Source organism: Streptomyces sp. NPDC029014 (assembly GCF_055564695.1).
Genome location: NZ_JBVHVT010000002.1, coordinates 107,116 through 130,435 on the forward strand (window position 1 = coordinate 107,116; position 23,320 = coordinate 130,435).

Here is a 23,320-nt window from a genome sequence, read left to right on the forward strand (position 1 = left end):
ATGCGCGTCCCGACCCGACCGACCCGTCATTGTCCGCCAGGGCGGCCCGGCCTGTCAGGCGTTCAGTGCGGCGGGCCCGGCCAGGGGCGTGCTGGGCAGCCCCCCACGCACGGACCCTTCCGGATTCTTGGAACAGGTTCTACTCTGCCCACCGCCGCCCGGCCCGCCGCTCGCCCGGCCCGGCCGCCGTGCCGCACCACCCGACAGCAGAGCACCCGGAGGGGCCGTGCACCTCGAATACACGCCCGAGCAGCAGCAGTTGCGCAGTGAGCTGCGCGCCTACTTCGCCGAGCTGGTACCGCCTGACGTCCATGCCCGGTACGCGGACCCGGCGGCCCAGAAGCGGTTCTACCGGGAGACCATCCGCCGGCTCGGGGCGGACGGCTGGCTGGGGGCGGGCTGGCCCGTGGAGTACGGCGGGCGCGGGATGTCGGCCATGGACCAGTTCATCTTCTTCGACGAGGCCGCGCAGGCCGTCGTCCCGCTGCCGCTGATGGCCCTCAACACGGTCGGGCCGACCCTCATGCAGTTCGGCACCGACGAGCAGAAGGCGTACTTCCTGCCCCGGATCCTCTCCGGCGAGATCGACTTCGCGATCGGCTACAGCGAGCCCGACGCCGGCACCGACCTCGCCGCCCTCAAGTGCCGGGCCGTCCGTGAGGGCGACGAGGAGACCGGGACGTACGTCGTCAACGGCCAGAAGATCTGGACCACCAACGGGGACACCGCCGACTGGGTGTGGCTGGCCGTGCGCACCGACCCGGACGCCCCCGTGCACAAGGGCATCACCATGCTCCTCGTGCCGACCGCCGACCCCGGCTATTCGTGCACCCTCATCAACACCCTCGCCTCGCACGACACCACGGCCAGCTACTACGAGAACATCCGCGTCCCCGCCACCCGCCGCGTCGGGCGGGAGAACAAGGGATGGCGGCTGATCACCAACCAGCTCAACCACGAGCGGGTCACCCTCGCCGCCCACGGCACCATGGCGATCCGGGCCCTGCACGACGTCCAGCGCTGGGCGGCCGCGACCAGGCTCGCGGACGGGCGCCGGGTCATCGACCTCTCCTGGGTCCGCGGCCGCCTCGCCCGCACCCACACCCGGCTCGACGCGATGAAGCTGCTGAACTGGCAGATGGTGGGCGCGGTCCAGGACGGCACCCTCACCCCGCAGGACGCCTCCGCGGTCAAGGTGTACGGCTCCGAGGCGCGCCGGGACGCGTACGCCTGGCTGATGGAGGTGGTCGCCGCGGCCGGCCCCCTCAAGGACGGATCGGCGGGCGCGGTGCTGCACGGCGAGCTGGAGCGCGGCTACCGCAGCGCGGTCATCTTCACCTTCGGTGGCGGCAACAACGAGATCCAGCGCGAGATCATCTCCTGGATCGGTCTGGGCATGCCCCGCGTCCGCCGCTGACGACCGGTGCGCGGGCGCGCCGGTCGTCAGCGGCGGGGGCGGGGGCGGGTTCTAGCGCCGGGCGGTGCGGCCGAAGGTGCGGCGGGACCACAGGTAGCCGACGAGGCCGAGGCCGGTGCACCAGGCGAGGGCGAGGTAGGCGCTGTTGCCGATGGCGGTGCCCATGAGCAGGCCGCGCAGAGTTTCGATGACGGGGGTGAAGGGCTGGTACTCGGCGAACCAGCGCAGCCCGGTCGGCATCGAGTCGGTCGGCACGATGGCGCTGCCGAGGAAGGGCAGGAAGGTCAGGGGCAGCGGGGTGTTGCTCGCCGATTCGGGGGTCCTGGCCACCAGCCCGATGCCGGCCGCGAGCCAGGTCAGCCCGAGGGTGAGCAGGGCGAGGAGGCCGGCCGCGGCGACCCATTCGGCGGCGGAGGCGTCGGGGCGGAATCCGATGGCGAGCGCGACGCCGGTCACGAGGGTGACGGCGGCCAGGGTCTGGAGGACGCTGCCGACGACGTGCCCGGTGAGGAACGCGGCGCGGGAGATCGACATCGTGCGGAAGCGGTTGACGATGCCTTCGGTCATGTCGACGCAGACGCCGACGGCGGTGGCGACCGCCCCGGAGGTCGCGGCCATCAGGATGATGCCGGGGGCGACGTAGTCGATGTACTTCCCGCCGCCGGTCGGTGCGCCGGCGATGCCGCTGCCGAGGGCGCCTCCGAACGCGTAGTTGAACAGGAGGAGCATCATCACCGGCATGAGGACGGTGGAGAAGGTCATCGCCGGGTAGCGCACGGCGTGCTTGAGGTTGCGCCGCAGCATGGTCATCGAGTCGCCGGCGGCGTACGCGAGGGTGCTCATCGGGCCATCTCCACGGAGGTGTTCGGGGTGCCGTTGCCGGTCAGGGTGAGGAAGACGTCGTCGAGGTCGGGGGTGTGCAAGGTCAGGGACTCGGCGCGGATCGCCGCGTCGTCCAGGACGTCGAGGACGGCGCGCAGGGTCGGGATGCTCCCGTCGCCGGGGATGCGCAGGGTGAGTTCCTCGGCGTCGCGCGCGGCGGTCCCGAAGTGGCGGGCGGCGTGGTCGAGTTCGGTCGGGTCGGCGAAGCGCAGCCGGATGTGGCCGCCGGGGATGAGGCGCTTGAGTTCCTCCGCGGTGCCTTCGGCGACGATCCTGCCGCGGTCGAGGACGGCGATGCGGTCGGCGAGCTGGTCGGCTTCCTCCAGGTACTGCGTGGTGAGGAAGATGGTCACGCCGTCGTTGACGACCAGGTTGCGGATGATCTCCCAGAGGGTGCGGCGGCTGCGGGGGTCGAGCCCCGTGGTCGGCTCGTCGAGGAAGATGATCCGCGGGTCGCCGACCAGGGTCATCGCCAGGTCGAGCTTGCGCCGCATGCCGCCGGAGAGCGTGGACACGGGCTTGCGCGCGGCCTCCGTCAGCTCCAGCCGTTGCAGCAGCTCGGCGGCGCGGCGCCGGCCTTCGCGGCGGGGCAGGTGCCGCAGGTCGGCCATGACGAGCAGGTTCTCCTCGGCGGTGAGGAGGCCGTCGACGGCGGCGAACTGGCCGGTGACGCCGATGGCCCCGCGTACGTCGCCGGGCCGTTCGGCGAGGTCGTGGCCGGCGATCCGGGCCTGGCCGCCGTCGGGTTCGATCAGGGTGGACAGGATCTCGACGGTCGTGGTCTTGCCGGCGCCGTTGGGGCCGAGCAGGGCGAAGACCGTGCCTTCGGGGATGGTGAGGTCGATGCCGTTCAGGACGACCTTGTCGCCGTAGGACTTGCGCAGTCCCCGGGCGGAGATCGCCGGCGTGGCGGTGCCCCCGCCGGCGCCGGTCGCCGTGGTCGTGGTCGTGGTGGTGGACGGGGTGGCCATGAGGGCTCCTGTGAGGTGTGACATGGCACATGCGGATTCGGTCGGGCGCCCGTGGTGACGCCCGGTTCTCGTGCGTGGCCGCCCGACGCCGTCGGGCGCGGGGTGATCGGGTGCGGTGATCGGGTGCGGCGGTCCTGTACCGCCGTCAGGCGCGGCGGATCACGATGTCGCCGGCGGTCGTACGGGCATGGATCTCGACGGTGTCCTCACCGGCACCGGGGCCTTCGGCAGCGCTCAGGGAGTTGCGCACGACGCCGACCCGGGAGCTGACGTCGAGCCAGGCCGCACTGGACTCGCGGATGCCGATCTCGACGTCCCCGAGCGAGGTCTGGAGGTCGACCGTGCCGCGGGCCACCTCGTTCACGTGGACGGAGCCGTGCGAGGTCCTGACGTTGACCGAGGCCTCCGCGACGCCGACCGTGACGCGGCCCACGGAGGTGTTCGCCTTCAGGTCGCCGGTGATCGAGCCGATCGCGGTCTCGCCGACGCCGTTCTTGACGGTCGCCGCGCCCACGATCTCGCCGATGTCGATCCGGCCCGAACCGTGGATCTCGGCGTCGCCGACGATGCGGTCCACGCGGACGTCACCGTGGTCGGAGCGGAGGTCGACGACGCCCGTCTCGTCGAGCCGGATGTCGCCGAGCGAGGTCTTGACCCGGCACTCCCCGAGCGGCCCCTCGCCCAGGAAGTCGCCCATCGGGGACTTGGCCTGCAGGTGCGAGCCGGCCGGGAGCCCGAGGGTCACGTCGATGGAGCCCAGCTTGCCGAACAGGGAGCGCTTCTTGGGGCCCTTGAGCGTCAGGGTGCCGTTGGCGTACGTGACCTTGGTCTGCTGCGCCGCCTTGACGTCGTTGTCGTCGGCGCCGTTGCTCGGCAGCACCTCGACGACCGTGTCCGTGCGCTTGCCGGCGGTGAGCCTTACGTTGCCGAGGTCGAACTCGAGGATCGCGGTGATGGGGCCGGGCGTTTCGTAAGAAGGCATGGCTGTGCCGTCCTCTTGGCTGTGAAGGGTGAATGCGCAGGTGGTGGTGGGGCGGGCGAAGCGTGGTGGAGCGCGATCGTGGCCGCTAGCGGACCCAGCCCTGGTAGCTCTGGCCCCTGGCGGGACGCTGGGAGCGCGAGGTGGTGGCCGGGGGCCGTGCGGGCGTGCCCGGCTCCAGGGCGGTGGCCACCGCCCGGACGAGCCAGGCGTTGACGGACAGCCCCTCCTGGCTGGCCGCGTCCTCGACGCGGGCCTTGAGGGGGGCCGGGAGCCGGAAGTTGATGCGGGCCGTGGCGGCGTCGTCGCCGTCGGCCGTGGCGCCCGCGGATGGCGCCAACGGTGGCGCCATCGCCGACGGCATTGGCGCCATGTCGGCCGGACCGGCCTCGGGGAGCTCCGGCGCCGGCGGCGCCGTCACCACGAACTCGGGGTCGAGCCCCCGCAGCCGTACGTCCACCGAGCCGGGCGCGAGTTCGCGGGTGATCTCGTCCGAGGCCGCGGACAGCGCGTTCAGGAGGGTCAGCCGGGCGGCGGACTCCAGGGGTGCGGTCAGTCGGTCGGCCAGGGCGCGCGCCTCGTCCCCGCCCGCGTTCGCGGCGACCGCGAGTTCCCGGCGGAGGTGATCGACGTAGGGGGTCAGGTCCATGCGGACCATCATGGCGCCAAAATGGCGCCACGGCAAGCCTTTGTGGCGCCACGTGGCGTCAGGTGGCGCCGTTCCCGCGCCGTGCGGCGCCACCTGGCGCCAACTCGTGGTGCCGCAGACGCCACGCCCGCCGCCACGCGCGGCGTCAGGGGGCCGAGGGCGCCTCCAGCCGGCAACGGACGTCGACGACGCCCTCGACGGCGTGGGCGAGGCGTTCCGCCAGGGGGATCAGGTCCGCGTCCTGCACCCGGCCGGCAAGGGTGGCGATGCCCTGGGACACGGTCACGTCGACGGCCTCGTGGGAGAGCGGGAACACCCGCTCGACCACGTCCCGGCGGATCTCGGCGGTCAGCTCCTCGTCGGAGCGCAGGAACACCTTGAGGAGGTCGGCGCGGCTGACGATGCCCCTGAGCGTGCCGTCGGCATCGACGACCGGGAGCCGCTTGACGCGGCGTTCGGCCATCAGGCGGGCGGCGCGCGGGAGCGCGGCGTCGGGGCGGATCGTGACCGCGGGGGACGTCATGAGGTCCTCGGCGCGGGTGGAGCCGGCCTTGGCGGTGTCGCCGAGGCGGCGCATCTGCTCGATCAGGCCGGGGCGGTGTTCGTGGAACTCCTCCTTGGGCAGCAGGTCCGCCTCCGAGACCACGCCGACGACGCGGCCCTCGCCTTCGACGACGGGGAGGGCGGTCACCTTCCACCGTTCCATCGCGGCGACGACGTCCTTGAAGCCGGTGGCGGGGGTGACGGCGACGACCCGGGTGGTCATGACGTCGGCGACGGTGTACGGGGTGGAGGTCATGGCGGCTCCTCTACGTGCGGGGGGGCGAGCCCGCCCCGGCGGTCGGCGGCGGCGTACCCCAGCCCGGCCCGGTTGCGCAGGCGCAGGTCCGCGACACCCTGGAAGAGCCCGCAGTCGACGAGGATCCGGGCGTGGTCGCTCGCGACGACGGGGAGCGTGCTGTCGGTGACCGTCCGCACACCGCCGAGGAAGGACGGCAGGCGCGGGCGGGGCGCGGGGCCGGCTGACGCGGAGGACGCGGCCGAGCGGGACATCGCAGCAGCCCTCCTTCCGGGACGGACGCCGGCTTCCACCATCGCACCGGCGGGGACCGCCGGCAGGGACCCGACCGGTACCCGCCCGGGGGCCGACCGGCCCAAGCGGGGCGGCGGGACGCGGGCACAGCCTGGCGGTGGAAACGCTCCCGCACCGCACAGCAGACAGAGAGGAGGCCGCGCCATGAAGGCACTCGTCTTCCACGGGCCCGGACAGACCTCCTGGCAGGACGTCCCGGACCCCGCCGTGAAGGACGCCGCCGACGCGATCGTCCGGGTCGACGCCGTCACCATCTGCGGCACCGACCTGCACATCGTCAAGGGCGACGTGCCCGACGTGACCCCCGGCCGGATCCTGGGCCACGAGGCCGTCGGCACCGTCGTCGAGACCGGCGGCGACGTCCGCACCGTCCGCCCGGGCGACCGCGTCCTGATCTCCTGCATCTCGGCGTGCGGCCGCTGCCGGTTCTGCCGCGAGGCCCGCTACGGGCAGTGCCGCGGGGGCGGCGGCTGGGTCCTGGGCCACCTCATCGACGGCACCCAGGCCGAGTACGTGCGCGTCCCTTTCGCGGACCTCTCCGTCCACCCGCTGCCCAGCGCCCTGCCGAGCCACGAGGCGGTGCTGCTCGCGGACATCTTCCCGACCGCGTACGAGGTGGGCGTGCTCAACGGCGGCGTACGTCCCGGCGACACGGTGGTCGTGGTCGGCGCCGGCCCCATCGGCCTGGCCGCCATCGCGACCGCGGGCCTGTACAGCCCGTTCCGGATCATCGTCGTCGATCTCGCCACGTCCCGGCTGGAGGCCGCCCGCGGGCTCGGTGCCGATGCCACCGTGAGCGCCCGGGAGGAGCCGGAGCGGCTGGTCGAGGACCTCACCGAGGGGCTGGGCGCGGACGTCGTCATCGAGGCCGTCGGCGTGCCCGAGGCGTTCGAACTGTGCACCCGCATGGTCCGCCCCGGCGGCCGGGTCGCCAACATCGGCGTCCACGGCAAGCCCGCGACCCTCCACCTCGAAGACCTGTGGATCAAGGACGTCACCCTCACCACCGGTCTCGTGGACACCTACTCGACCCCCATGTTGCTGCGGATGGCGGCCGCGGGCCGGCTGCCCGGGGCGGCGATGGTCACCCACCGCTTCGAGCTCGACCGGATGGAGGAGGCGTACGACGTCTTCTCCCGCGCCGGCGACACCGCCGCCCTCAAGGTCGTGCTCGGCGGACCGCAGCACGACACCGTCGCCGTGCCGCCCGAGGAGCCGTGATCACCGTGAAGAGCAGCCCGCGAACCCCGTACCCGACGTCCGGTGGGAGGACCGGACGCACCGACCTGGGCCGCCGCCTGGCGGCCCACCGCGAAGCCCTCGGCCTCAGCCGCGAGGAACTCGGCCAGCAGTGCGGAGCGGACGCCAACTACATCGCCTACCTGGAGGAACACGCCGCCTCGCCGTCGATCGGCACCCTCGTCCGGGTCGCCGACGCCCTCGGCATCACCGTCGACGACCTGACCGGCGCGAGCGCCGAACGGGTCCCCGGCCGGTCCGCCGCCCGGCGCGACACCACGCTCGTGGAACTGGACGAGGCCGAATGCCGACACCTGCTGGGCACGCACGGCGTGGGCCGCATCGCCGTCTTCACCCCCGACGGCCCGGCCGTCCTCCCCGTCAACTACCTGGTCGCGGGGACCGGCATCGCCTTCCGCACCTCCGAGGAGGCCGTCGCCGCCCGTGCCTCGGGCACCGAGGCCGCCTTCGAGATCGACCACATCGACGAGGTGACCGCAGGCGGCTGGAGCGTCCTGGCCGTGGGCGAGCTCGCCGCGGTCACCGACCCCGACGAACTCCAGCACCTCGGTGCCACCGCCCGCTCCCAACCCTGGGCCGGCGGCGACCGCACCCACTGGATGAAGCTCACCCCCGTACGGCTCACCGGCCGCCGCGTCGTGCACGACTGATGGACGCCGTGCGCGCGGTCGTCTTCGACACCGACGGGGTCCTCCTGGCCACGGCCGCCCGCCACGCGGCCGCCTGGAAGGAGGCCTTCGACGGCTGCCTCGCCGCGTGGCAGCACCACGTGACCGGTGGCGGACCGCGCCCCTTCGACGCCGTGCGCGACTACCGGGACCTGGTGGACGGCCGTTCCCGGCTCGACGGCGTACGGGCCTTCCTCGCGGACCGCGGCGTCGACCTCCCCGGCGGAACCCCCGAGGACCCGCCGGGCTGCGGCACCGTGCACGCGGTCGCCGCCCGCAAGGAGCGGATCTTCTCCGAGACGGTGCGGACCGAAGGCGTGACGGTCTTCGACGACGTCCGGCCCGCGCTCCTGCGGCTGCGGCAGATGCAGGTCGCGTGCGCGGCCGTATCGGCCTCGCGGCACGCCCGCGCCCTCCTCGCATGCGCAGACCTCGTGGGCCTCTTCGGCGCCCTGGTCGACGGCGACGAGGCGGCCGCGCTGGCCCTCCCGGGCAAGCCCGCCCCCGCCCTGTTCCTGGAGGCGGCCGACCGGCTCGGAACCGGCCCCGGGCACACGGCCGTGGTGGAGGACGCGCTCGTCGGGGTCGAGGCGGGCCGCCGGGGCCGCTTCCGCCTGGTCGTCGGCATCGGCCGCGACGGCGACCCGTCCACGGCGGACGCCCTGCGCGCGCACGGCGCCGACCTCGTCCTCCCCGATCTGAGCGGGCTGCCGGCCCTCCTCGGAGACGGCCGGTCGTGAACACCTCCTGGCAGTGGGAGTACCCGCGCTACGACCCCGGGAACGAGCGGCTGGTCGAATCCCTGTGCACCCTCGGCAACGGCCGCTTCGCCACCCGCGGGTCGGCCCCCGAGACCACTGCCGACGCCGTCCACTACCCGGCCACCTACCTCGCCGGCTGCTACGACCGCCTCGCCTCCGCCGTCGCCGGACGGACCGTCTCCAACGAGGACATGGTCCGGCTGCCGGACTGGACCGGCCTGCGCTACCGCTGCCTGCCCGACGGCGCACCGCCCGGCGACTGGCTCACCCCGGCCCACCCGACCCTGCGCCACCACCGCGTCTCGCTGGACCTGCGCGCCGGCACGCTCACCCGCCACACCCTCTTCCACGACGCCGAAGGCCGCCGCCTCGCCGTCACCCACACCCGCCTCGTCCACATGGGCGACCCGCACCTCGCCGCACGCCTGGGTGCTCGCCCGACAGCAGGGCCCGGACGCCTGGACCGGTGCCCGTCGTGCTGCCCGGCGACCGGCACGAGAGGGTGGCCGCGGGCCGGGAACGCTGGTTCCGCCTGCCCGCCGGGGGAGCCCCTCGCATGGCGGTGCGCACGCGTCTCGCACACGCTGGAAGCAGAGCGCCGGAAGGGATGAACGGCATGAACACGCAGAACGAGACTCCGCGGATCGTGGTGGGCATCGACGGATCGTCCTCGTCCCAGGCCGCGCTGCGCTGGGCCGTGCGGTACGCCGGCCTCGTCGGCGGCACGGTGGAGGCGGTCACGGCGTGGGAGGTCCCCGGCAGCGCGTCGTGGTCGGCTCCGGCCGTGGACGTGACGTTCGACAAGGAGGAGGCCGAGCGGCAACTGGTCGACGAGGTCCGCACCGTCCTCGGTGAGGACGGATCCTCCCTGGTCACCGAACGCCTGGTGCACGGGCACCCGGCCGACGTCCTGGTCGACGCGTCCGAAGGCGCCGACATGCTGGTCGTGGGCAGCCGCGGCCGCGGCGGCTTCAGCCGGGCCCTGCTCGGTTCGGTGAGCCAGCAGGCGGCGCTCCACGCCGCGTGCCCGGTGACCATCGTCCGCCCGGAGGTGGCCGTCGAGTGAGCCGCGGCGTGCGTCCATGGCGTCAGGTGTCCGCCATGGCGTCAGCGGCCGCGCGCAGCCGCGTCTTCACGGGGCGTGGGCGATCACTGCGACCGGGGCGGCGCAGTGGTGCAGGACCGCGTGGGCTACCGGGCCCAGGTGCCCGCCGAGGGGCGAACGGCGCAGGTGACGCCCCACCACGACCAGTGCCGCACCTCGGCCGGCCCGGACGAGCCGGTCGCCCGCCGGGCCCCTGAACACCTTCGGGGAGACGTTCACTTCGGGGAACCCGCGCCGCCAGGGCGTGAGCAGATCGTCCATGGTGCGTGCGGCGCTCCGGCCGATGTCCCGCTCTTCGTCCGGGTCGAAGAGGGGGACGTACGCGTGGGCGGCGGGCGTCTTCCAGCCGTGCACGACCCGCAGCGGGCAGTCGCGCCGGGCCGCCTCCTCGAAGGCGAAGGCGAGGACCCGGTCGCACGCCTCGTGGACGTCGACACCCACGACGATCTCGCCCGACGGGAGTGCGTCCGGCGTTTCGGGGCCGTCGGTGGCGGCGGCGGTGGCACGGACGAGCACGACCGGGGTGACGGTCGCGACCACGGTCGACAGCGCCACCGAGCCGACCACGAAGCCGAGCAGTCCGCCCGGCCCCCGCGACCCCAGGACCAGCAGCCCCGCATCGGCGGCCTCCGCCGCGAGGGCGGCCGCTGGTCGGGCGGCGGGACACCATTGCGTGAAGTCCAGCTGCGGATGCAGCCGCCGCAGTTCCCGTGCCGTCCCGGTCAGCACCCGGTCCGCGGCCCGGCGGTCCGTGTCCTGGTGGCCCAGTCCGGGCAGCACCGGGTCCAGGGGCCAGTCGACGGCGTGGACGAGCCGCAGCGGCACCTGCCTCAGGGCGGCCTCCTGCGCCGCCCACCGTGCCGCCGCCCGGCTCGCGGCGGAGCCGTCGACTCCGACTGTCACGTGGTCCTTCATGACGGTGCGTTCCTCCGTACGGTCGACAGGGCGTCACCAGGGCATCGCCGGGCGGGAGGCGCCCGTGGGCGTGGTCGCCGTGTCGTCGGTGCGGGCCGTGACGCGTGACGCGGCGGCCACGACCCCGTCGAGGCGTTCGACGAGGCTGCGGAGCACGGGCAGCTGGCTCCGGCGCGGCACGACACCGTCCAGCGTGACGATGCCGTCCACGACGTGGACGTCGACGCCGCCGGCTGAACCTCCGAGGGCGTCGCCGAGGACGTCCTGGACGCGTCGGCGTATCTCGGCGTCGGGACGCAGGAACACGCGGAGCAGGTCCCGACGGGTGACGATGCCCACGAGCCGGTCCTCGACGTCCACGACGGGCAGCCGCTCGATGCCGCGGCGCGTCATCAGCCGTGCGGCGTCCGCGGCCGTCGCATCGGCGTGGACGGTGACCGCGGGGGCCGACATGAGCTCCCCCGCCGTGACGGGCCGGGCCGGATCCCCGTCCCGCGGGGAGGCGAGCGGATCCGGTGCGGCCTGCGCCAGCACGTCGGTCCGGGAGACGACGCCGACCACCCGGTCCTCGTCGTCCAGGACGGGGACCCCGCTGATGTCGTACTGGGCGAGCAGCTCCGCGACGTCCTTGAACGCGGTGCCGGGGGCCACGGAGACGACCTCGTCGGTCATCAGGTCCGCCACCTTGATCCGGTTCATGAGGCCCTCCTACTCCGCCATGCCGTGTCGTGGACGTGGCTGATTTCCGGTGCGTGGTGTGCCTCCCACCATCCGCCGGGCGGAAGGGCCGTTCGAGGGCCGAACGGTCCCGTCCGTGGCCCGGGGGGCCTCTTCGCGGTGCGGTCAGGCGGCGGCACCACCGGCACCACCGGCACCGTCCAGTTCCATCCGGACGTCCACGACCCCTTCCACGGCGCGTACCGCCCGTGCGAGCAGGGGCACGAGCGTGCGGTCCCGCAGTGGACCGCGCAGGGTGACGACGCCCTCCTCGACGGCGAAGTCCAAGGTCAGGCCGGGAACCAGCGCGGTGAGCACTTCCTGGCGGATCTCTTCCGCGAGTTCCTCGTCGGGCCGCAGGAAGACCTTCAGGAGGTCGCTGCGGCTGACCACCCCTTCGAGCATGCCGAGCTCGTCGACCACGGGAAGGCGCTTGAGGCGCCTGTGGGCCATGATCCGGGCGGCCTCGGCGACCGGTGCATCGGGGTGGACGGTGACGGCGGGGCTCGACATGAGTTCCTCGGCGAGGACCCCACCGGCCTTGGACGCCTCCTCCAGCTGGTCGGGGAGCACGGGCTCCGAACGCCGGAACTCCTCCTTCGGCAGGAGGTCCGCCTCGGAGACGACACCGACCACCCGGCCCTCGCCCTCCAGGACGGGGACCGCGCTGACCTGCCACTCGTGCATGAGCTCGACGATCTCCTTGTAGGACGCCTCGCGGCCGATGGCGACGGCCGTGTGCGTCATGACGTCACTGACGGTGTAGCGGGATGCGGGCATGGCCGGCTCCATCGGTCCGGGAACGGCACTCGGCGGGGGCAGCGCCGGGACGGCATCCTGTGTTCGCGTCCGACTTCAGTATCGGCCGACCGGACCGTCCGGGCCCGGGCCCTGCGGTCCCCTTCGTGCCCCGATCGGCCCACGTCCGGTGCCGGGGCTCCCGTGGATCCTGGCAGGAGACGACCGGAACGCGGCCGCCGACCCGTCGACCCGGTAGGTGTGAGATGTACTGGAACGGTCATGGCATGGGTGCCTGGGGCTGGTTCGCGATGTCCCTGACGACCCTGGTCGTCTGGGGCCTGATCGTCGTCGCCGCCGTCCTCCTGGTCCGCGCCTTCCAGCGGGAGGGCGCGTCCCGGCGCGCAGCACCGGCTCCGCCCGCCGCCCCCGCCGCGGGGGCCGAGACGCTGCTCGCGCAGCGGTACGCCAGGGGCGAGATCGACGACGTGGAGTACGCGCGGCGGCTCGCCGTCCTCCGCGGCCGTGCCGCGGGGAGCGGGCCGACGTGAGACCGCGGCGTGTGATGCCGCCGTGAGGTGCCGCAGGTGCCGCCAGGGACGCGACGCGGTCGCTGCCGTCCTCGCGCGCTTCACGCCCCCGTCTGCGGCCGCACGGCAGGATGGTGCGCCACGAGCCCGCAGGGAGTCCCGGAGGTGCCATGCCGGAGCACGGACCGATCGCTGTGCTTCCGCCCGCCTTCCGCAGCTACCGCAGGACGTGGCTGAGCGGCGACCTCCTCGCCGGGGTCACGGTCGCCGCCTATCTCGTACCCCAGGTCATGGCCTACGCCGGGGTGGCCGGACTGCCGCCGGTCACCGGGCTGTGGGCCGCGCTGCCGGCCATGGCCCTCTACACCCTCGTCGGGTCGTCCCGGCTGCTGTCCGTCGGGCCCGAGTCGACCACCGCCCTGATGACCGCCGTGGCCGTGGCACCGCTCGCCGCCGGCGACCCCGCACGGTACGCGGCGCTCGCGGCGGCCCTCGCCGTCGTCGTCGGCCTGCTCTGCACCGTCGCCTGGGCCGCCCGGCTCGGCTTCCTCGCCGACCTGCTGTCCCGGCCGGTGCTCGTCGGCTACATGGCCGGGGTCGCCTGCATCATGATCGTGGACCAGCTGCCCAAGCTCACCGGGGTCAGCAGCAGCGGGTCGGGGTTCTTCCCCCAGCTGCTCTCGTTCCTGGGCCACCTCGGCGACGTCAACGGGGCCACCGCCGTTGTGGCCGCCGGATGCCTCGTGCTGCTGTTCACCCTGCCGCGGCTCGGGCGGTCCGTGCCCGGCCCCCTCGTCGTCCTCGCCCTCTCCACGGCCGTGGTCGCCGGGTTCGGCCTCGACGACCGCCACGGCATCGACGTCATCGGCGCCGTCCCGACCGGCCTGCCCGGCTTCGCCCTGCCCCGCCCGGCGGACTGCGCCGACCTGCTCCTACCGGCCCTCGGCGTGCTCCTCGTCGGATACTCGGACGTCGTCCTGACCGCCCGCGCCTTCGCCCGCCGCGACGACCCCCGCCCGCTGGACGCGGACCGCGAACTGCTCGGCCTCGGCGTCGCCAACATCGGCGCCGGCGTCCTGCAGGGCTTCCCCGTCAGCAGCAGCGCCAGCCGTACCGCCCTCGCGGACTCGGCCGGCGCCCGCACCCAGGTGTACTCGCTCGTCGGTGCCGGCTGCGTCGCAGCCGTCCTGCTCTTCCTCGGCCCCCTGCTCGCCCACACCCCGTCCGCGGCCCTCGGCGCCATCGTCGTCTACGCCGCCCTGCGCCTGGTGGAGGTGGGCGAGTTCCGTCGGCTCGCCGCCTTCCGCCGCCGCGAGCTCCTCCTGGCCGTCGGCTGCACGCTCGGGGTCCTCGCCCTCGGCATCCTCTACGGCGTCCTGGTCGCCGTCGCCCTCTCCGTCGCCGAGCTCCTCACCCGGGTCGCCCGCCCGCACGACGCTGTCCAGGGCGTCGTCCCGGGCCTGGCCGGCATGCACGACGTCGACGACTACCCGACCGCCCGCACCATCCCCGGCCTGGTCGTCTACCGCTACGACTCGCCGCTCTTCTTCGCCAACGCGGACGACTTCCGGCGCCGGGCCCTGGCCGCCGTCGACGCCGAGGACGCCCCCGTCCGGTGGTTCGTCCTGAACACCGAGGCCAACGTCGAGGTCGACATCACCGCCCTCGACGCGGTCGAGGCCCTGCGCGCCGAACTCACCGACCGCGGCATCGTGTTCGCCCTCGCCCGGGTCAAGCAGGACCTCCGCGACCCGCTCGACGCCTACGGCCTCACGGCATCGGTCGGCGAGGACCGCATCTTCGCCACCCTCCCCACCGCCGTCGCCGCCTACCGCACCTGGCGGGGCGAGCCGGGCGCCGAGTCGTAGGTCCCCGCCGCCGAAACGACCGGGCCGCGGCCTCGCGCTCGGTCACCGGGCACGCGCCGACCGTGCCCGCCCGGGGGCGCGCGGCGCAGGTCCGCCACGGCGGGCCGCCGCCGCTGCGTGGCCCGGACGGCGGCGGCGGAGGACAGTGGGGGAGAGGGGAAGACCCCGGAGGTGCACGATGTCCTGCCGGACACCCGGCCGGGGCGCCGGTACGGGGGCCAACCCGCTGCGGCGGGGAGCCGACCGTGCCCGCACCCGCTGGCACGCCGTCTTCGCACTGGCCTGCGTGCTCGCGGTGGTCTGCGCCGTCGTCACCGGCCTCGCCGTGCAGGCCGCCGGCGAACGCGCCGCCGAGGCCCGGGCCCGCCTCCTGCACCGGGTGAAGGCCACCACGGTGGCCCAGCCGGTGGGGCCCGAGGGGGCCCGGACCGCCGCCGCGCCCGCGGCATCGGCGCACGCCACCTGGCGGTACCCGGACTCCCGTGTGCACACCGGGCCCGTTCCCGTCCCGCCCCGCACACCGCCCGGCAAGGCGGTCACCATATGGGTGGACGACGCCGGCGACGTGTCCCTCTCTCCGCCGCGCACCGCGGACGCCATCACCCTCGACGCGATCGCCGCCGCCTCCGGTGCCCTCGCGGCGGTCGTCCTGTGCACCGGAGCCCTGATCACCGTCCGCCTGCGCCGGATCGAGGCGGGCAGCCTGCGGCAGTGGGAGCGGGAGTGGGAGCGCGTCGAACCCCACTGGTCCGGACGCGCCCGCCCCGAACAGGGCGCGGACGACGACTGAGGGCACCGGGCACCCGGGCACGGGGGGCACCGGGCCGCGCGGGCCGGCTAGGCGCTCTCCGGTGGGCTCTGGGCGTCCGGCGGGTCCGGCGGGGCCGGGGGCTCCGCGAGGACGCTCCAGGCGACCGGCCCGAGCAGGTCCGCCACCCGCTGGAAGACGTCCATCAGCAGGTCGTCCACCGTCAGCACGCCCACCAGCCGCCCGCCGTCCAGCACGGGGAGCCGCCGCACGCCGGTGTTCCGGAAGACCCGGTACGCCGTGTGGACGTCGTCCGCGGCCTCCACGGTGACCACGGGGGAGGACATCACCGTCCGCACCGCCGCGGCCGGGTCGGCACCAGCGGCCACGACGCGCACGGCGAGGTCCCGGTCGGTGACGATGCCGCACACCTCCCCGCCCTCCGTCACCACGACGCATCCGACGCCGTGGACGTCCATGCGCCGGGCGACCTCGTCGACCGGGGTGCCGGTGGGAACGGCGACGGCAGGCGCCGACATGGACGCGGACACCTTCGCCGCGGACACTCGTGATGCGGACACCTTCGATGCGGAGACCCTCATGGTCCCGATCCTTCCGGGCGGCGCCCCCGCGGAAACCCACCGCGGGCGGAGCGGGCCGGGCCGGAGCAGGGCCGAGCGGACCCCCGCCCGGGGGCCGCACGGCCCTGTGCCGTCCGCCCGTGCTGCCGCAGCATGGAACCCAGGTAACCCCTACCGACACCCCCGTCCACCTCCCCATCCACAGCAACCAGACCAGTCCAGCCCCGTTTCCGAGGTGATCTGACATGGCATCCGCAGAATGGACCACTCCCGGGGTGTACGCCGGCCCGGGCGGCGTGCTCACCGACGCAGCCGGCACCCTCACCGGTGAACTGACGGTGCACACCACATGGGAGCAGGAGCGGGCGCACATCGCCGTGCAGTACTCGGGTGCGTCCGAGTGGTACTTCCTGGCCGGCAGCCCCGTGGCCTGCCCCAGCTCCGAGGCCAGCCGGGCGCTGCACCAGAGCGCGGTCGAGGCCGTGCGCAGCGGCGGCGCCGTTCCCTTCACCCCCTGGCCGACCACCCCCGTGGCCTGAGCCCCGGCCCCACGCCCGCGTGACGGCACCGGGGGCCGGGTACGGGTCGCCGCAGCCGACCGGCCCCGGGTGAGGGCCGGTCGGCCCCTCGGCGGGCGGGGGACGGCCCGGCAGGGTGGGGAAGGGGGGCGGCCCCGGTGCCGCATCCCGAACCGCAGCCGAGCAGCTTGGAGGGCAGAGCCGTGTCACCTGTCATCGCCGTCGGAGTGGACGGATCCACGGAGAGCCGGGCCGCCGCGCGCTGGGCGGCGGCCGAGGCGGTCCGGCGGGGGCGGGGCCTGCGCCTGGTCCACGCCTGGCTGTGGCAGCCCGTTCCTCTGCCGATGGCCCGGGACCGGGACGAGGAGGCCCGCCGGGCCGACGCCCTGCTGCACGCCGCGGCCGACGAGGTGGCCGCGCACCACCCGGAGCTGGGCATCGTCACGGAGGTCGTCCAGGACGCGCCCGTGCCCGCGCTGCTGCGGGAGGCACAGCAGGCGGAGCTGCTGGCGCTGGGGACCCGGGGCCGCGGCCCGCTGCTCGGTTTCCTGCTGGGCTCGTACGGGCAGCAGGTCGTCGGCGAGGCGGCCTGCCCGGTGGTGTCCGTGCGCGCGGCCGACGGGGACCGCCCGGACGGCACCGAGGAGCGGTCGGACGGTGGGGCGGGCGAGGTCGTGGTCGGCCAGTACGGCTATCCCGAGGACAGTCACGACGTGCTGGGCTTCGCGTTCGAGGCCGCCGCCGTGCGCGGGGCGGCCGTCCGGGCGGTGCGCGCCTGGGACCTGCCGTCGATCTACGCGTACAGCCCCGGCACGATGTGGATCTCCGAGCAGGACGGCGGGCTCGTGCAGTACGAGCAGGCGGCGCTGCGCCGGGCGCTGGAGCCGTGGCGCGCGAAGTATCCCGAGGTGCCCGTGGTGGAGCACGTCGAGCTGGGCAGTGCCGGGCAGGTGCTGCTGTCCGCGGCGGAGGGGTCCGCGTCGCTGCTGGTCGTGGGCCGGCGCACGCGCAAGGGGCCCATCGGTAGCAGGATCGGTTCTGCGGCCCATGCGGTCCTGCACCACGCGCGGTGTCCCGTGGCCGTGGTCCCGGAGTCCTGAGCCGTCCCAGCCGCTGGCGCGCGGGCCGCGCGGCCCGCAGCCGTCAGGCGGGGCGGCCCGGCTGACGGCTGGACGGTACGAGGGTGTGGCTGGCGATCACGGCGGCCTGGACGCGCCGGTCGACGCCGAGCTTGATGAACAGGCGCGAGACGATGTTCTTGACCGTCTTCTCGGCGAGGTAGAGCCGCTTGCCGATCTCACGGTTCGTCAGGCCCTCGCTGACCAGCACCAGGATCTCCTTCTCCCGGTCCGTGAACCCGGGCAGTCCCGGCACCTGCTCCTCCTGCGGGACCTCGCCCCGCATCCGGGCCATGACCCGGGCGGTGGCGCCGGGGTCGAGCATCGACTTGCCCGAGGCCACCGTGCGGACGGCGGTCACCAGGTCGGTGCCGCTGATCTGCTTGAGGACGTAGCCGGAGGCGCCGGCCATGATGGCGTCGAGCAGCGCCTCCTCGTCGTCGAACGACGTCAGCATCAGGCAGGCCAGCTCCGGCATCCGGGAGCGCAGTTCGCGGCAGACGGAGACGCCGTCGCCGTCCTGGAGCCGTACGTCGAGCACCGCCACCCGCGGGCGCAGCGCCGGCACCCGGACCAGCGCCTGCTCCGCTGTGGACGCCTCGCCCACCACGCGGATGTCCGGCTCCGCCTCCAGCAGGTCGTGCACGCCCCGGCGGACGACCTCGTGGTCGTCGAGGAGGAAGACGCTGATCGGCTCCTCCGCCGGGTGGGTGACACCGCTGTCGGTCATCTGCTGCTCCTCGGTCGGGCGTGTACCGGACGTACCCGCGTCCTCGCATCCTGCCCCGGCGGTGGGTTGTCCGACAGGGCCGATCGGCCCTTCCGTTAGCGCGGTACGGACCGCAATGCGACCGGAATCCCGGACTTCGGGACCTTCGGCCCTTGGTGCGGGGCATGCGGACCTTACGCCTCCGTCCGCGCGACTGATGGGGTGGAGGCGACCGGACCGCCGCCCCGAAGGGGCGCGGCCGGACGCGGTGACGCAGGAGGGGAGAGGACGCATGGGCAGGACGATGATCGCGCTCAGGACGGTCGTACGGGACGAGTACGGGGCGGGCGTCGCCGTCGTGGGCGAGCTGGACGTCCACACGGTCGCGGCCGTCGAACCGAGACTCGCGCGGGTCGCCGACGGGGGCGGGGAGGTGGTCCTGGACCTGTCCGGGCTCGCGTTCTGCGACACCTCGGGCATCGACATGTTCCTGCGCCTGCACCGGCGGTGCGCCCGTACCGGGGCGCGGCTCCTGCTCCAGGGCGTGCCGCCGCTGCTGGCCAAGTCGCTGCGGGTGGTCGGCGCGGACCGGGTGCTGTACTGCGGCTGGTGACGAGCCCGGAGAGGACCGTTCGGCCCTGGTGCGGCGCCCACGGTCCGGGTGACGCTGCTGGTTCACGTACGAGCACAGTACGCAGCAGATCGATCTCCTTCGGACCGCAGGTGCGCATGATGGAACACGAAGTGGACGGGGAGGGTGCGCGGCGCATGCGGCCCCTGGACCGCGGCGAGGCCCTGCGCCTGCTCGGGACGGTGCCCCTGGGACGGGTCGTCTTCACCCGGCACGCGCTCCCCGCGGTACGCCCCGTGAACCACCTGCTGGACGGCGAGGACATCGTCCTCAGGGTGCACGACGGCGGCGCGCTCGCCGCGCTGGCGGCGCCCTCCGACGGCGCGGGCGTCGTCGTCGCCTACGAGACCGACGACATCGACGCCCGCACCCGCCTCGGCTGGAGCGTCGTGGTCACCGGCTACGCCCGCCCGGTGACCGACCCCGCGCAGGCGGCCGCGTACGAGGACCGGCTGCGGCCCTGGGTGCTCGGCCCGGCGCCCTGCCGCGTCGTACGCATCCGGCCGGACCTGGTCACCGGCTTCCGGCTGGAGCACGCCGCGGCCCCGGAACCGGGCGCGGCCGGGCCGCCGTACGCGGCCCCGGTGGAGCCGGGCACGGCCCCGTGCGCCGGGGCCGGCTGATCAGGCGAGCCCCGCCGAGGCCGGATCCCGGTGCAACGGGGCCCGCCACACGAGCCGGCTGCCGCCCTCGGACGGCGATTCGATCAGGAACGCGCCGCCGACGCTGCGGGCCCGCTCGTCCAGGTTGGCCAGACCGCTGCGGCGGCCCTGCTCGGGGATGCCCACGCCGTTGTCCGACACGGAGAGCACGACCTCGCCCCCGCCCGCCCTCAGCGACACCCCGACCCGGCTGGCGTGCGCGTGCCGGGCCGCGTTGCTGAGCAGCTCCCCGAGCACGGCCACGACGTGGTCGGCCACGACGTGGGGCACGTCGGTGTCCAGCAGGCCCTCCATGCTCAGCCGCGGCGGGTGCCCGAGCACGGTCGCGGCCTCGCCGACGGCGCGCGCCGCCCGGGCGCGCAGGCCCGCACCGCCCGCACCGTCCCGGTCCTTCGTGCGCAGCCCGAAGATGGTCGACCGGATGATCTTGATGGTTTCGTCGAGGTCGTCCACGGCCCGGCCGAGCCGCTGCGCCGCCCCGCCGTGCTCCACCAGGCGCGCCGCGCTCTGCAAGGTCATTCCGGTGGCGAACAGCCGCTGGATGGCCAGGTCGTGGAGGTCCCGGGCGATACGGTCGCGCTCCTCCAGCAGGGCGATCTGCTCGGCGTCCCGCCGCCGGTCCGCCAGCTCCAGGCCGAGCGCCGCCTGCCCGGCGAACGCCAGCAGCGGCTCCAGTTCGCCGTCGCTGAACACGGGTTCCCCCGCCGCCCGGGCGAGGAACAGCACGCCCCGCGCGGGCGCGCCGCCCGTCCCCAGGGGCACCGCCACCGCCGGACCCTCGGCGCGGGCCTGCGCCGAATCCGCGTCGAACCGCCGGTCGGTGGCGGTCCGCGGGCTCGACACCGGGGCGCCCTCGGTGTGCGCGGCCCCCACCATCGTCCCCGCCAGGGGCAGGACCAGTCCCTGGCGGGCCCCGGCCCCGGCCCCCGTGGCCACCTCCACCAGCAGCCCGTCGGTCCCGGGCAGCGCGGTGGCGATCTCCGCGGCCTGCGCACCGGTGATGTCCTGCGCCCGGCGCGCGATGAGCTGGAGCACCTCGGTGCGCGAACTCCCGGACAGCAGGCTCCCGGTGATCTCGGCATTGGCCCGCAGCCAGTGCTGCTGGCGCTGGGAGCTCTCGTACAGGCGGGCGTTGTCGATGGCGACACCGGCGGCCACCGACAGCGTGGTGATGACCGACTCGTCCTCCGTGTCGAACTCCTGGCCGCCCCGCTTGTCGGTGAGGTACAGGTTCCCGAACACCTCCTCCCGCACCCGGATCGGCACCCCCAGGAAGGTGCGCATCGGCGGGTGGTGAGCCGGGAACCCGTGCGAGGACGGGTGCCCGCCGAGATCGGCCAACCGCAGCGGCTCCGGATGCCGGATCACCTCGCCCAGCAGGCCGTGGCCGGCCGGCAGCGGCCCGATCCGGGCGATCTCCTCGTCGGACAGGCCGACCGTCAGGAACTGCGAGAGCGTCCTGCCGTCCGGGCCGATGACGCCGAGGGCACCGTACTCGGCGTCCACGAGCAGGGCGCCGGCCTCCACGATGCGGCGCAGGACCTGGGAGAGTTCCAGCTCCCGCCCCACCGACACGACCGCTTCCAGGAGGCTGTGCACGCGGTCGCGCGTGCCACGGGCGGCGTCGATCCGCGCCTGGAGCTCGTCGAGCAGCTCGTCCAGACGCATCCTCGGCATCTGGGACAACGAATCCCCCACCATGAACCGGCTCTCCTTGTACTCAACCGGAGCAAAGCCTATCGGGAGCACACGGACACGGAAGGCCGAACTCCCGTCACGGCGCGGAGTCGAGGGGTATCTGCGTCACAGGACGTGCAGGACCTCCGCGACCGCGCGGCGGGGCGTGCCCGGGCCCTGCGGGCCGTAGCCCAGCCGGACGACCATCTGGACGTGGCCGGTACCGGCGACCGGGTTGCGGGCCGGCCAGCGCAGTTCGGGCCATTCCAGCGGCTGGGAGGTCATGGACGTGGCCAGGCCGTCGGCGGTCGCCTGCAACAGGACGCGTTCCAGGGCCTGTCCCGCGCGCAGCCAGTCGGCGGGCGCGTCCCCCGGCGTGGACAGCAGGACCAGCTGCGGGCGCTCCTCGAAGGCGGCCCGGCCGCGGCCGGCCACCGGCCTGTCCCGGCCGAAGTCCCGTACGGTCGCGGCCCCGCCCGTACTGCGCGGGCCGAAGGCGGCGGCCGGGATGCCGTCGCGGCGCGGCCGTCCGCCGGCAGGGCCCGTACGCGTACCCGTACCCGTGCCGGCGCCCGCGGCCGTGGTTGCGGGTTCGGCGGTGTCGTAGGTCCAGGCGGCCGTCTCGGCCCGCACCCCGGGCTCGATCTCCTCGCGCTGCTCCGCGTCGCGGACCAGCCCGAGCAGGGTGTCGACGTGCCACGGGTCCGGCACGTCCAGGCGGCAGCCCTCCAGCAGGGCGGCCGCCCGCAGCCCGTCCATCAGCGCGTCCGGGACCGGCTCGTCGCCGAACGGGAAGCGGCTCGTCCGGCGCCTGCGCAGCGCGGGGTACAGGGCGGCCAGGTCCTCGTCGTCGCCGGCGGGTCCGGTGAAGGCGACCTCGGCCAGCAGCCAGGGGTCGGAAGCGTCCGGCAGCAGCCGGACGACGGCCGGCCGGCCGTGGTGGGCGGCGGAGACGCGCAGGTTGAACAGGGCTGCGGCGCAGCCGAGGTGGAGGGCGCGGTGGTCCGGGTCCGCCCGGTGCATGGCCCGGCGGGGGTCCCCGTACAGCTCGATGGTGCCGGTGGCCCGGCGGAGGACGAACCGCCAGGGCTGGGCGTTGTGCATCGAGGGCGCGGTGACGGCGTCGCCGACGAACAGGGCGGCTTCTGCGGAGCCGATCAGTGGTGCGGTCACGGGACTGCTCCTGTCGTGTCGGGTACTGCGCTGTACCCAGGCTGCGTCGCGCGCCCGCGCCCGCGGGAGGGGCCGAGCGGCCCTTCCGGGGACCGGCCGGCCCTGGCGCGCCGGGCCCCGGAGTGCTTCCATGAAAGTGCGGAGAGAGCCCACATACTGAGGATGCGGAGAAGCGGCCTCGTGCCGTGCACCACACAATCGGGTTCCGCGAGAAGCGGGCGGGCTCTTTCCGCCCCTTCTCGTTTCCCTTCCCCTTCCGCGTCCCTTTCCCTGCCCGTACGGGTCACCAGGCCAGGGCGTTGCGGCCGGCCGTGTCGTCGCGGTGCGCCGTGACGTGCGAGACGACCGCCACGACCCCGTCGAGGCGTTCGACCAGGCCCCGCAGGAGCCGGAGCTGGCTCTGCCGCTCCACCCGGCCCTCCAGGGCGACGACCCCGTGGACGACGTGGACGTCGACGGCCGCGGACGGCACGCCCAGGGCCTCGTCCAGCACCTCCCTGACGACGCGGCGACGGATCTCGGCATCCGGCCGGAGGAACAGGCGCAGCAGGTCCCGGCGGGTGAGGATGCCGACGAGGCGGTCCTCCACGTCCACGACGAGCAACCGCTGCACCCCGCGGCGGGCCATCAGCCGGGCGGCGTCGGCCGCCGGCTCGTCCGCGCGGACCGTCACTGCGGGGACGGACATCACCTCGGCCGCGGTGGCCGGCCCGGCCGTCTCCCCGGGGACGTGCGGCTGCGGCGGGAGGTGCCCCGGCAGGTCCGTCCGGGCGACGACCCCGAGGACGCGGTCCTCGTCGTCGAGGACCGGGAGCCCGCTGAAGTCGTGCTCGTCGAGGAGCGTCACGACGTGCTCCAAGGCCGTGCCGGGAGCCGCGCAGACGACCTCGTCGGTCATCAGGTCCGCCACCGTGATCCGTCTCATCGGGCCCTCCAGCCTTCCTGCCCTC

General features: G+C 74.5%; 26 protein-coding genes and 1 pseudogene. 13 read left to right on the plus strand and 14 right to left on the minus strand.

The features are described 5' to 3' along the window. Positions 1-226 precede the first annotated feature (226 nt). Complete coding sequence (locus tag ACZ4VL_RS02010) at positions 227-1,417, plus strand: acyl-CoA dehydrogenase family protein (RefSeq protein WP_468194470.1); 1,191 nt, start codon at positions 227-229, stop codon at positions 1,415-1,417. A gap of 51 nt (positions 1,418-1,468) precedes the next feature. Here the strand turns inward: ACZ4VL_RS02010 and ACZ4VL_RS02015 are convergent, their stop codons facing one another. The 6 genes from ACZ4VL_RS02015 to ACZ4VL_RS02040 all read right to left on the minus strand — a co-directional run bounded on the left by ACZ4VL_RS02015 (position 1,469) and on the right by ACZ4VL_RS02040 (position 5,951). Then, positions 1,469-2,260 carry an ABC transporter permease gene (locus ACZ4VL_RS02015; RefSeq protein WP_468194473.1) on the minus strand — a complete coding sequence of 264 codons (792 nt, stop codon included), beginning with the start codon at positions 2,258-2,260 and terminating at the stop codon, positions 1,469-1,471. Continuing rightward, positions 2,257-3,270, minus strand: a complete 1,014-nt coding sequence (locus ACZ4VL_RS02020) for an ATP-binding cassette domain-containing protein (protein WP_468194476.1) — start codon at positions 3,268-3,270, stop codon at positions 2,257-2,259. Before ACZ4VL_RS02020 ends, ACZ4VL_RS02015 begins: the two co-directional genes overlap by 4 nt. A 145-nt stretch (positions 3,271-3,415) precedes the next feature. Continuing rightward, positions 3,416-4,252, minus strand: coding sequence for a DUF4097 family beta strand repeat-containing protein (locus ACZ4VL_RS02025; RefSeq protein ID WP_468194478.1), 837 nt, complete (start codon positions 4,250-4,252; stop codon positions 3,416-3,418). An 85-nt stretch (positions 4,253-4,337) separates the two neighbouring features. Then, complete coding sequence (locus tag ACZ4VL_RS02030; protein ID WP_468194480.1) at positions 4,338-4,898, minus strand: hypothetical protein; 561 nt, start codon at positions 4,896-4,898, stop codon at positions 4,338-4,340. A 145-nt stretch (positions 4,899-5,043) separates the two neighbouring features. Then, positions 5,044-5,697: a CBS domain-containing protein gene (locus tag ACZ4VL_RS02035; protein ID WP_468194482.1), complete on the minus strand. Its 654-nt coding sequence runs from the start codon at positions 5,695-5,697 to the stop codon at positions 5,044-5,046. Further along, positions 5,694-5,951, minus strand: a complete 258-nt coding sequence (locus tag ACZ4VL_RS02040) for a hypothetical protein (protein ID WP_468194486.1) — start codon at positions 5,949-5,951, stop codon at positions 5,694-5,696. The genes ACZ4VL_RS02035 and ACZ4VL_RS02040 overlap by 4 nt, the downstream gene beginning before the upstream one ends. A gap of 184 nt (positions 5,952-6,135) precedes the next feature. Between ACZ4VL_RS02040 and ACZ4VL_RS02045 the strand changes: the two genes are divergently transcribed. The 5 genes and pseudogenes from ACZ4VL_RS02045 (at position 6,136) to ACZ4VL_RS02065 (ending at position 9,746) form a co-directional block, all read left to right on the plus strand. Beyond that, entirely contained in the window at positions 6,136-7,212 is a 1,077-nt protein-coding gene (locus tag ACZ4VL_RS02045; protein WP_468194488.1) for a zinc-dependent alcohol dehydrogenase family protein, read from the plus strand. Then, the gene (locus tag ACZ4VL_RS02050; RefSeq protein ID WP_468194490.1) at positions 7,209-7,901 is read left to right on the plus strand and encodes a helix-turn-helix domain-containing protein; all 693 of its coding nucleotides are present in this window, start codon (positions 7,209-7,211) and stop codon (positions 7,899-7,901) included. Before ACZ4VL_RS02045 ends, ACZ4VL_RS02050 begins: the two co-directional genes overlap by 4 nt. Further along, complete coding sequence (locus ACZ4VL_RS02055; RefSeq protein ID WP_468194492.1) at positions 7,901-8,659, plus strand: HAD family hydrolase; 759 nt, start codon at positions 7,901-7,903, stop codon at positions 8,657-8,659. Before ACZ4VL_RS02050 ends, ACZ4VL_RS02055 begins: the two co-directional genes overlap by 1 nt. Continuing rightward, a pseudogene (locus ACZ4VL_RS02060) lies at positions 8,656-9,102 on the plus strand (glycoside hydrolase family 65 protein); the annotation flags it as partial. The gene ACZ4VL_RS02055 and the pseudogene ACZ4VL_RS02060, both read left to right, overlap by 4 nt. A 194-nt stretch (positions 9,103-9,296) precedes the next feature. Then, complete coding sequence (locus tag ACZ4VL_RS02065; protein WP_468194500.1) at positions 9,297-9,746, plus strand: universal stress protein; 450 nt, start codon at positions 9,297-9,299, stop codon at positions 9,744-9,746. Between the two features lie 66 nt (positions 9,747-9,812). Here ACZ4VL_RS02065 and ACZ4VL_RS02070 read toward each other — a convergent pair whose 3' ends face one another. The 3 genes from ACZ4VL_RS02070 to ACZ4VL_RS02080 all read right to left on the minus strand — a co-directional run bounded on the left by ACZ4VL_RS02070 (position 9,813) and on the right by ACZ4VL_RS02080 (position 12,197). After that, on the minus strand, positions 9,813-10,700 hold the full coding sequence (locus ACZ4VL_RS02070; RefSeq protein ID WP_468194503.1) for a universal stress protein: 888 nt from the start codon (positions 10,698-10,700) through the stop codon (positions 9,813-9,815). A 33-nt stretch (positions 10,701-10,733) separates the two neighbouring features. Beyond that, positions 10,734-11,399 carry a CBS domain-containing protein gene (locus tag ACZ4VL_RS02075; RefSeq protein ID WP_468194506.1) on the minus strand — a complete coding sequence of 222 codons (666 nt, stop codon included), beginning with the start codon at positions 11,397-11,399 and terminating at the stop codon, positions 10,734-10,736. 144 nt (positions 11,400-11,543) lie between these two features. Next, positions 11,544-12,197 carry a CBS domain-containing protein gene (locus tag ACZ4VL_RS02080; protein ID WP_468194509.1) on the minus strand — a complete coding sequence of 218 codons (654 nt, stop codon included), beginning with the start codon at positions 12,195-12,197 and terminating at the stop codon, positions 11,544-11,546. 245 nt (positions 12,198-12,442) lie between these two features. Between ACZ4VL_RS02080 and ACZ4VL_RS02085 the strand changes: the two genes are divergently transcribed. The 3 genes from ACZ4VL_RS02085 to ACZ4VL_RS02095 all read left to right on the plus strand — a co-directional run bounded on the left by ACZ4VL_RS02085 (position 12,443) and on the right by ACZ4VL_RS02095 (position 15,343). Beyond that, on the plus strand, positions 12,443-12,706 hold the full coding sequence (locus ACZ4VL_RS02085) for an SHOCT domain-containing protein (protein WP_468194512.1): 264 nt from the start codon (positions 12,443-12,445) through the stop codon (positions 12,704-12,706). Positions 12,707-12,855: 149 nt separating this feature from the next. Continuing rightward, complete coding sequence (locus ACZ4VL_RS02090; protein ID WP_468194514.1) at positions 12,856-14,553, plus strand: SulP family inorganic anion transporter; 1,698 nt, start codon at positions 12,856-12,858, stop codon at positions 14,551-14,553. Positions 14,554-14,731: 178 nt separating this feature from the next. Continuing rightward, positions 14,732-15,343 (plus strand): Rv1733c family protein, encoded by a 612-nt coding sequence (locus ACZ4VL_RS02095; protein ID WP_468194517.1) that lies wholly within the window; start codon positions 14,732-14,734, stop codon positions 15,341-15,343. A gap of 47 nt (positions 15,344-15,390) precedes the next feature. On the opposite strand, the gene ACZ4VL_RS02100 is transcribed toward ACZ4VL_RS02095, so the two are convergent. Further along, entirely contained in the window at positions 15,391-15,903 is a 513-nt protein-coding gene (locus ACZ4VL_RS02100) for a CBS domain-containing protein (protein ID WP_468194519.1), read from the minus strand. A 224-nt stretch (positions 15,904-16,127) separates the two neighbouring features. Here ACZ4VL_RS02100 and ACZ4VL_RS02105 point away from each other — a divergent pair, with 224 nt between their 5' ends. Both ACZ4VL_RS02105 and ACZ4VL_RS02110 read left to right on the plus strand, forming a co-directional pair. Beyond that, positions 16,128-16,421, plus strand: a complete 294-nt coding sequence (locus tag ACZ4VL_RS02105; RefSeq protein ID WP_468194522.1) for a hypothetical protein — start codon at positions 16,128-16,130, stop codon at positions 16,419-16,421. 182 nt (positions 16,422-16,603) lie between these two features. Continuing rightward, a complete protein-coding gene (locus tag ACZ4VL_RS02110) occupies positions 16,604-17,500 on the plus strand; it encodes a universal stress protein (RefSeq protein WP_468194524.1) in 897 nt (298 codons plus the stop codon). A gap of 43 nt (positions 17,501-17,543) precedes the next feature. On the opposite strand, the gene ACZ4VL_RS02115 is transcribed toward ACZ4VL_RS02110, so the two are convergent. After that, the gene (locus ACZ4VL_RS02115) at positions 17,544-18,248 is read right to left on the minus strand and encodes a response regulator transcription factor (protein WP_361090203.1); all 705 of its coding nucleotides are present in this window, start codon (positions 18,246-18,248) and stop codon (positions 17,544-17,546) included. Positions 18,249-18,519: 271 nt separating this feature from the next. Between ACZ4VL_RS02115 and ACZ4VL_RS02120 the strand changes: the two genes are divergently transcribed. Next, positions 18,520-18,840 carry an STAS domain-containing protein gene (locus tag ACZ4VL_RS02120; RefSeq protein ID WP_361090206.1) on the plus strand — a complete coding sequence of 107 codons (321 nt, stop codon included), beginning with the start codon at positions 18,520-18,522 and terminating at the stop codon, positions 18,838-18,840. 116 nt (positions 18,841-18,956) lie between these two features. Next, complete coding sequence (locus ACZ4VL_RS02125; RefSeq protein WP_468194529.1) at positions 18,957-19,481, plus strand: pyridoxamine 5'-phosphate oxidase family protein; 525 nt, start codon at positions 18,957-18,959, stop codon at positions 19,479-19,481. Here the strand turns inward: ACZ4VL_RS02125 and ACZ4VL_RS02130 are convergent, their stop codons facing one another. From ACZ4VL_RS02130 to ACZ4VL_RS02140, 3 genes are all read right to left on the minus strand, one after another. Continuing rightward, the gene (locus ACZ4VL_RS02130) at positions 19,482-21,188 is read right to left on the minus strand and encodes a GAF domain-containing sensor histidine kinase (protein ID WP_468194532.1); all 1,707 of its coding nucleotides are present in this window, start codon (positions 21,186-21,188) and stop codon (positions 19,482-19,484) included. Positions 21,189-21,323: 135 nt separating this feature from the next. Continuing rightward, a complete protein-coding gene (locus ACZ4VL_RS02135) occupies positions 21,324-22,370 on the minus strand; it encodes an Acg family FMN-binding oxidoreductase (RefSeq protein WP_468194534.1) in 1,047 nt (348 codons plus the stop codon). A 283-nt stretch (positions 22,371-22,653) separates the two neighbouring features. Beyond that, positions 22,654-23,295 carry a CBS domain-containing protein gene (locus ACZ4VL_RS02140; RefSeq protein WP_468194537.1) on the minus strand — a complete coding sequence of 214 codons (642 nt, stop codon included), beginning with the start codon at positions 23,293-23,295 and terminating at the stop codon, positions 22,654-22,656. Positions 23,296-23,320 lie beyond the last annotated feature (25 nt).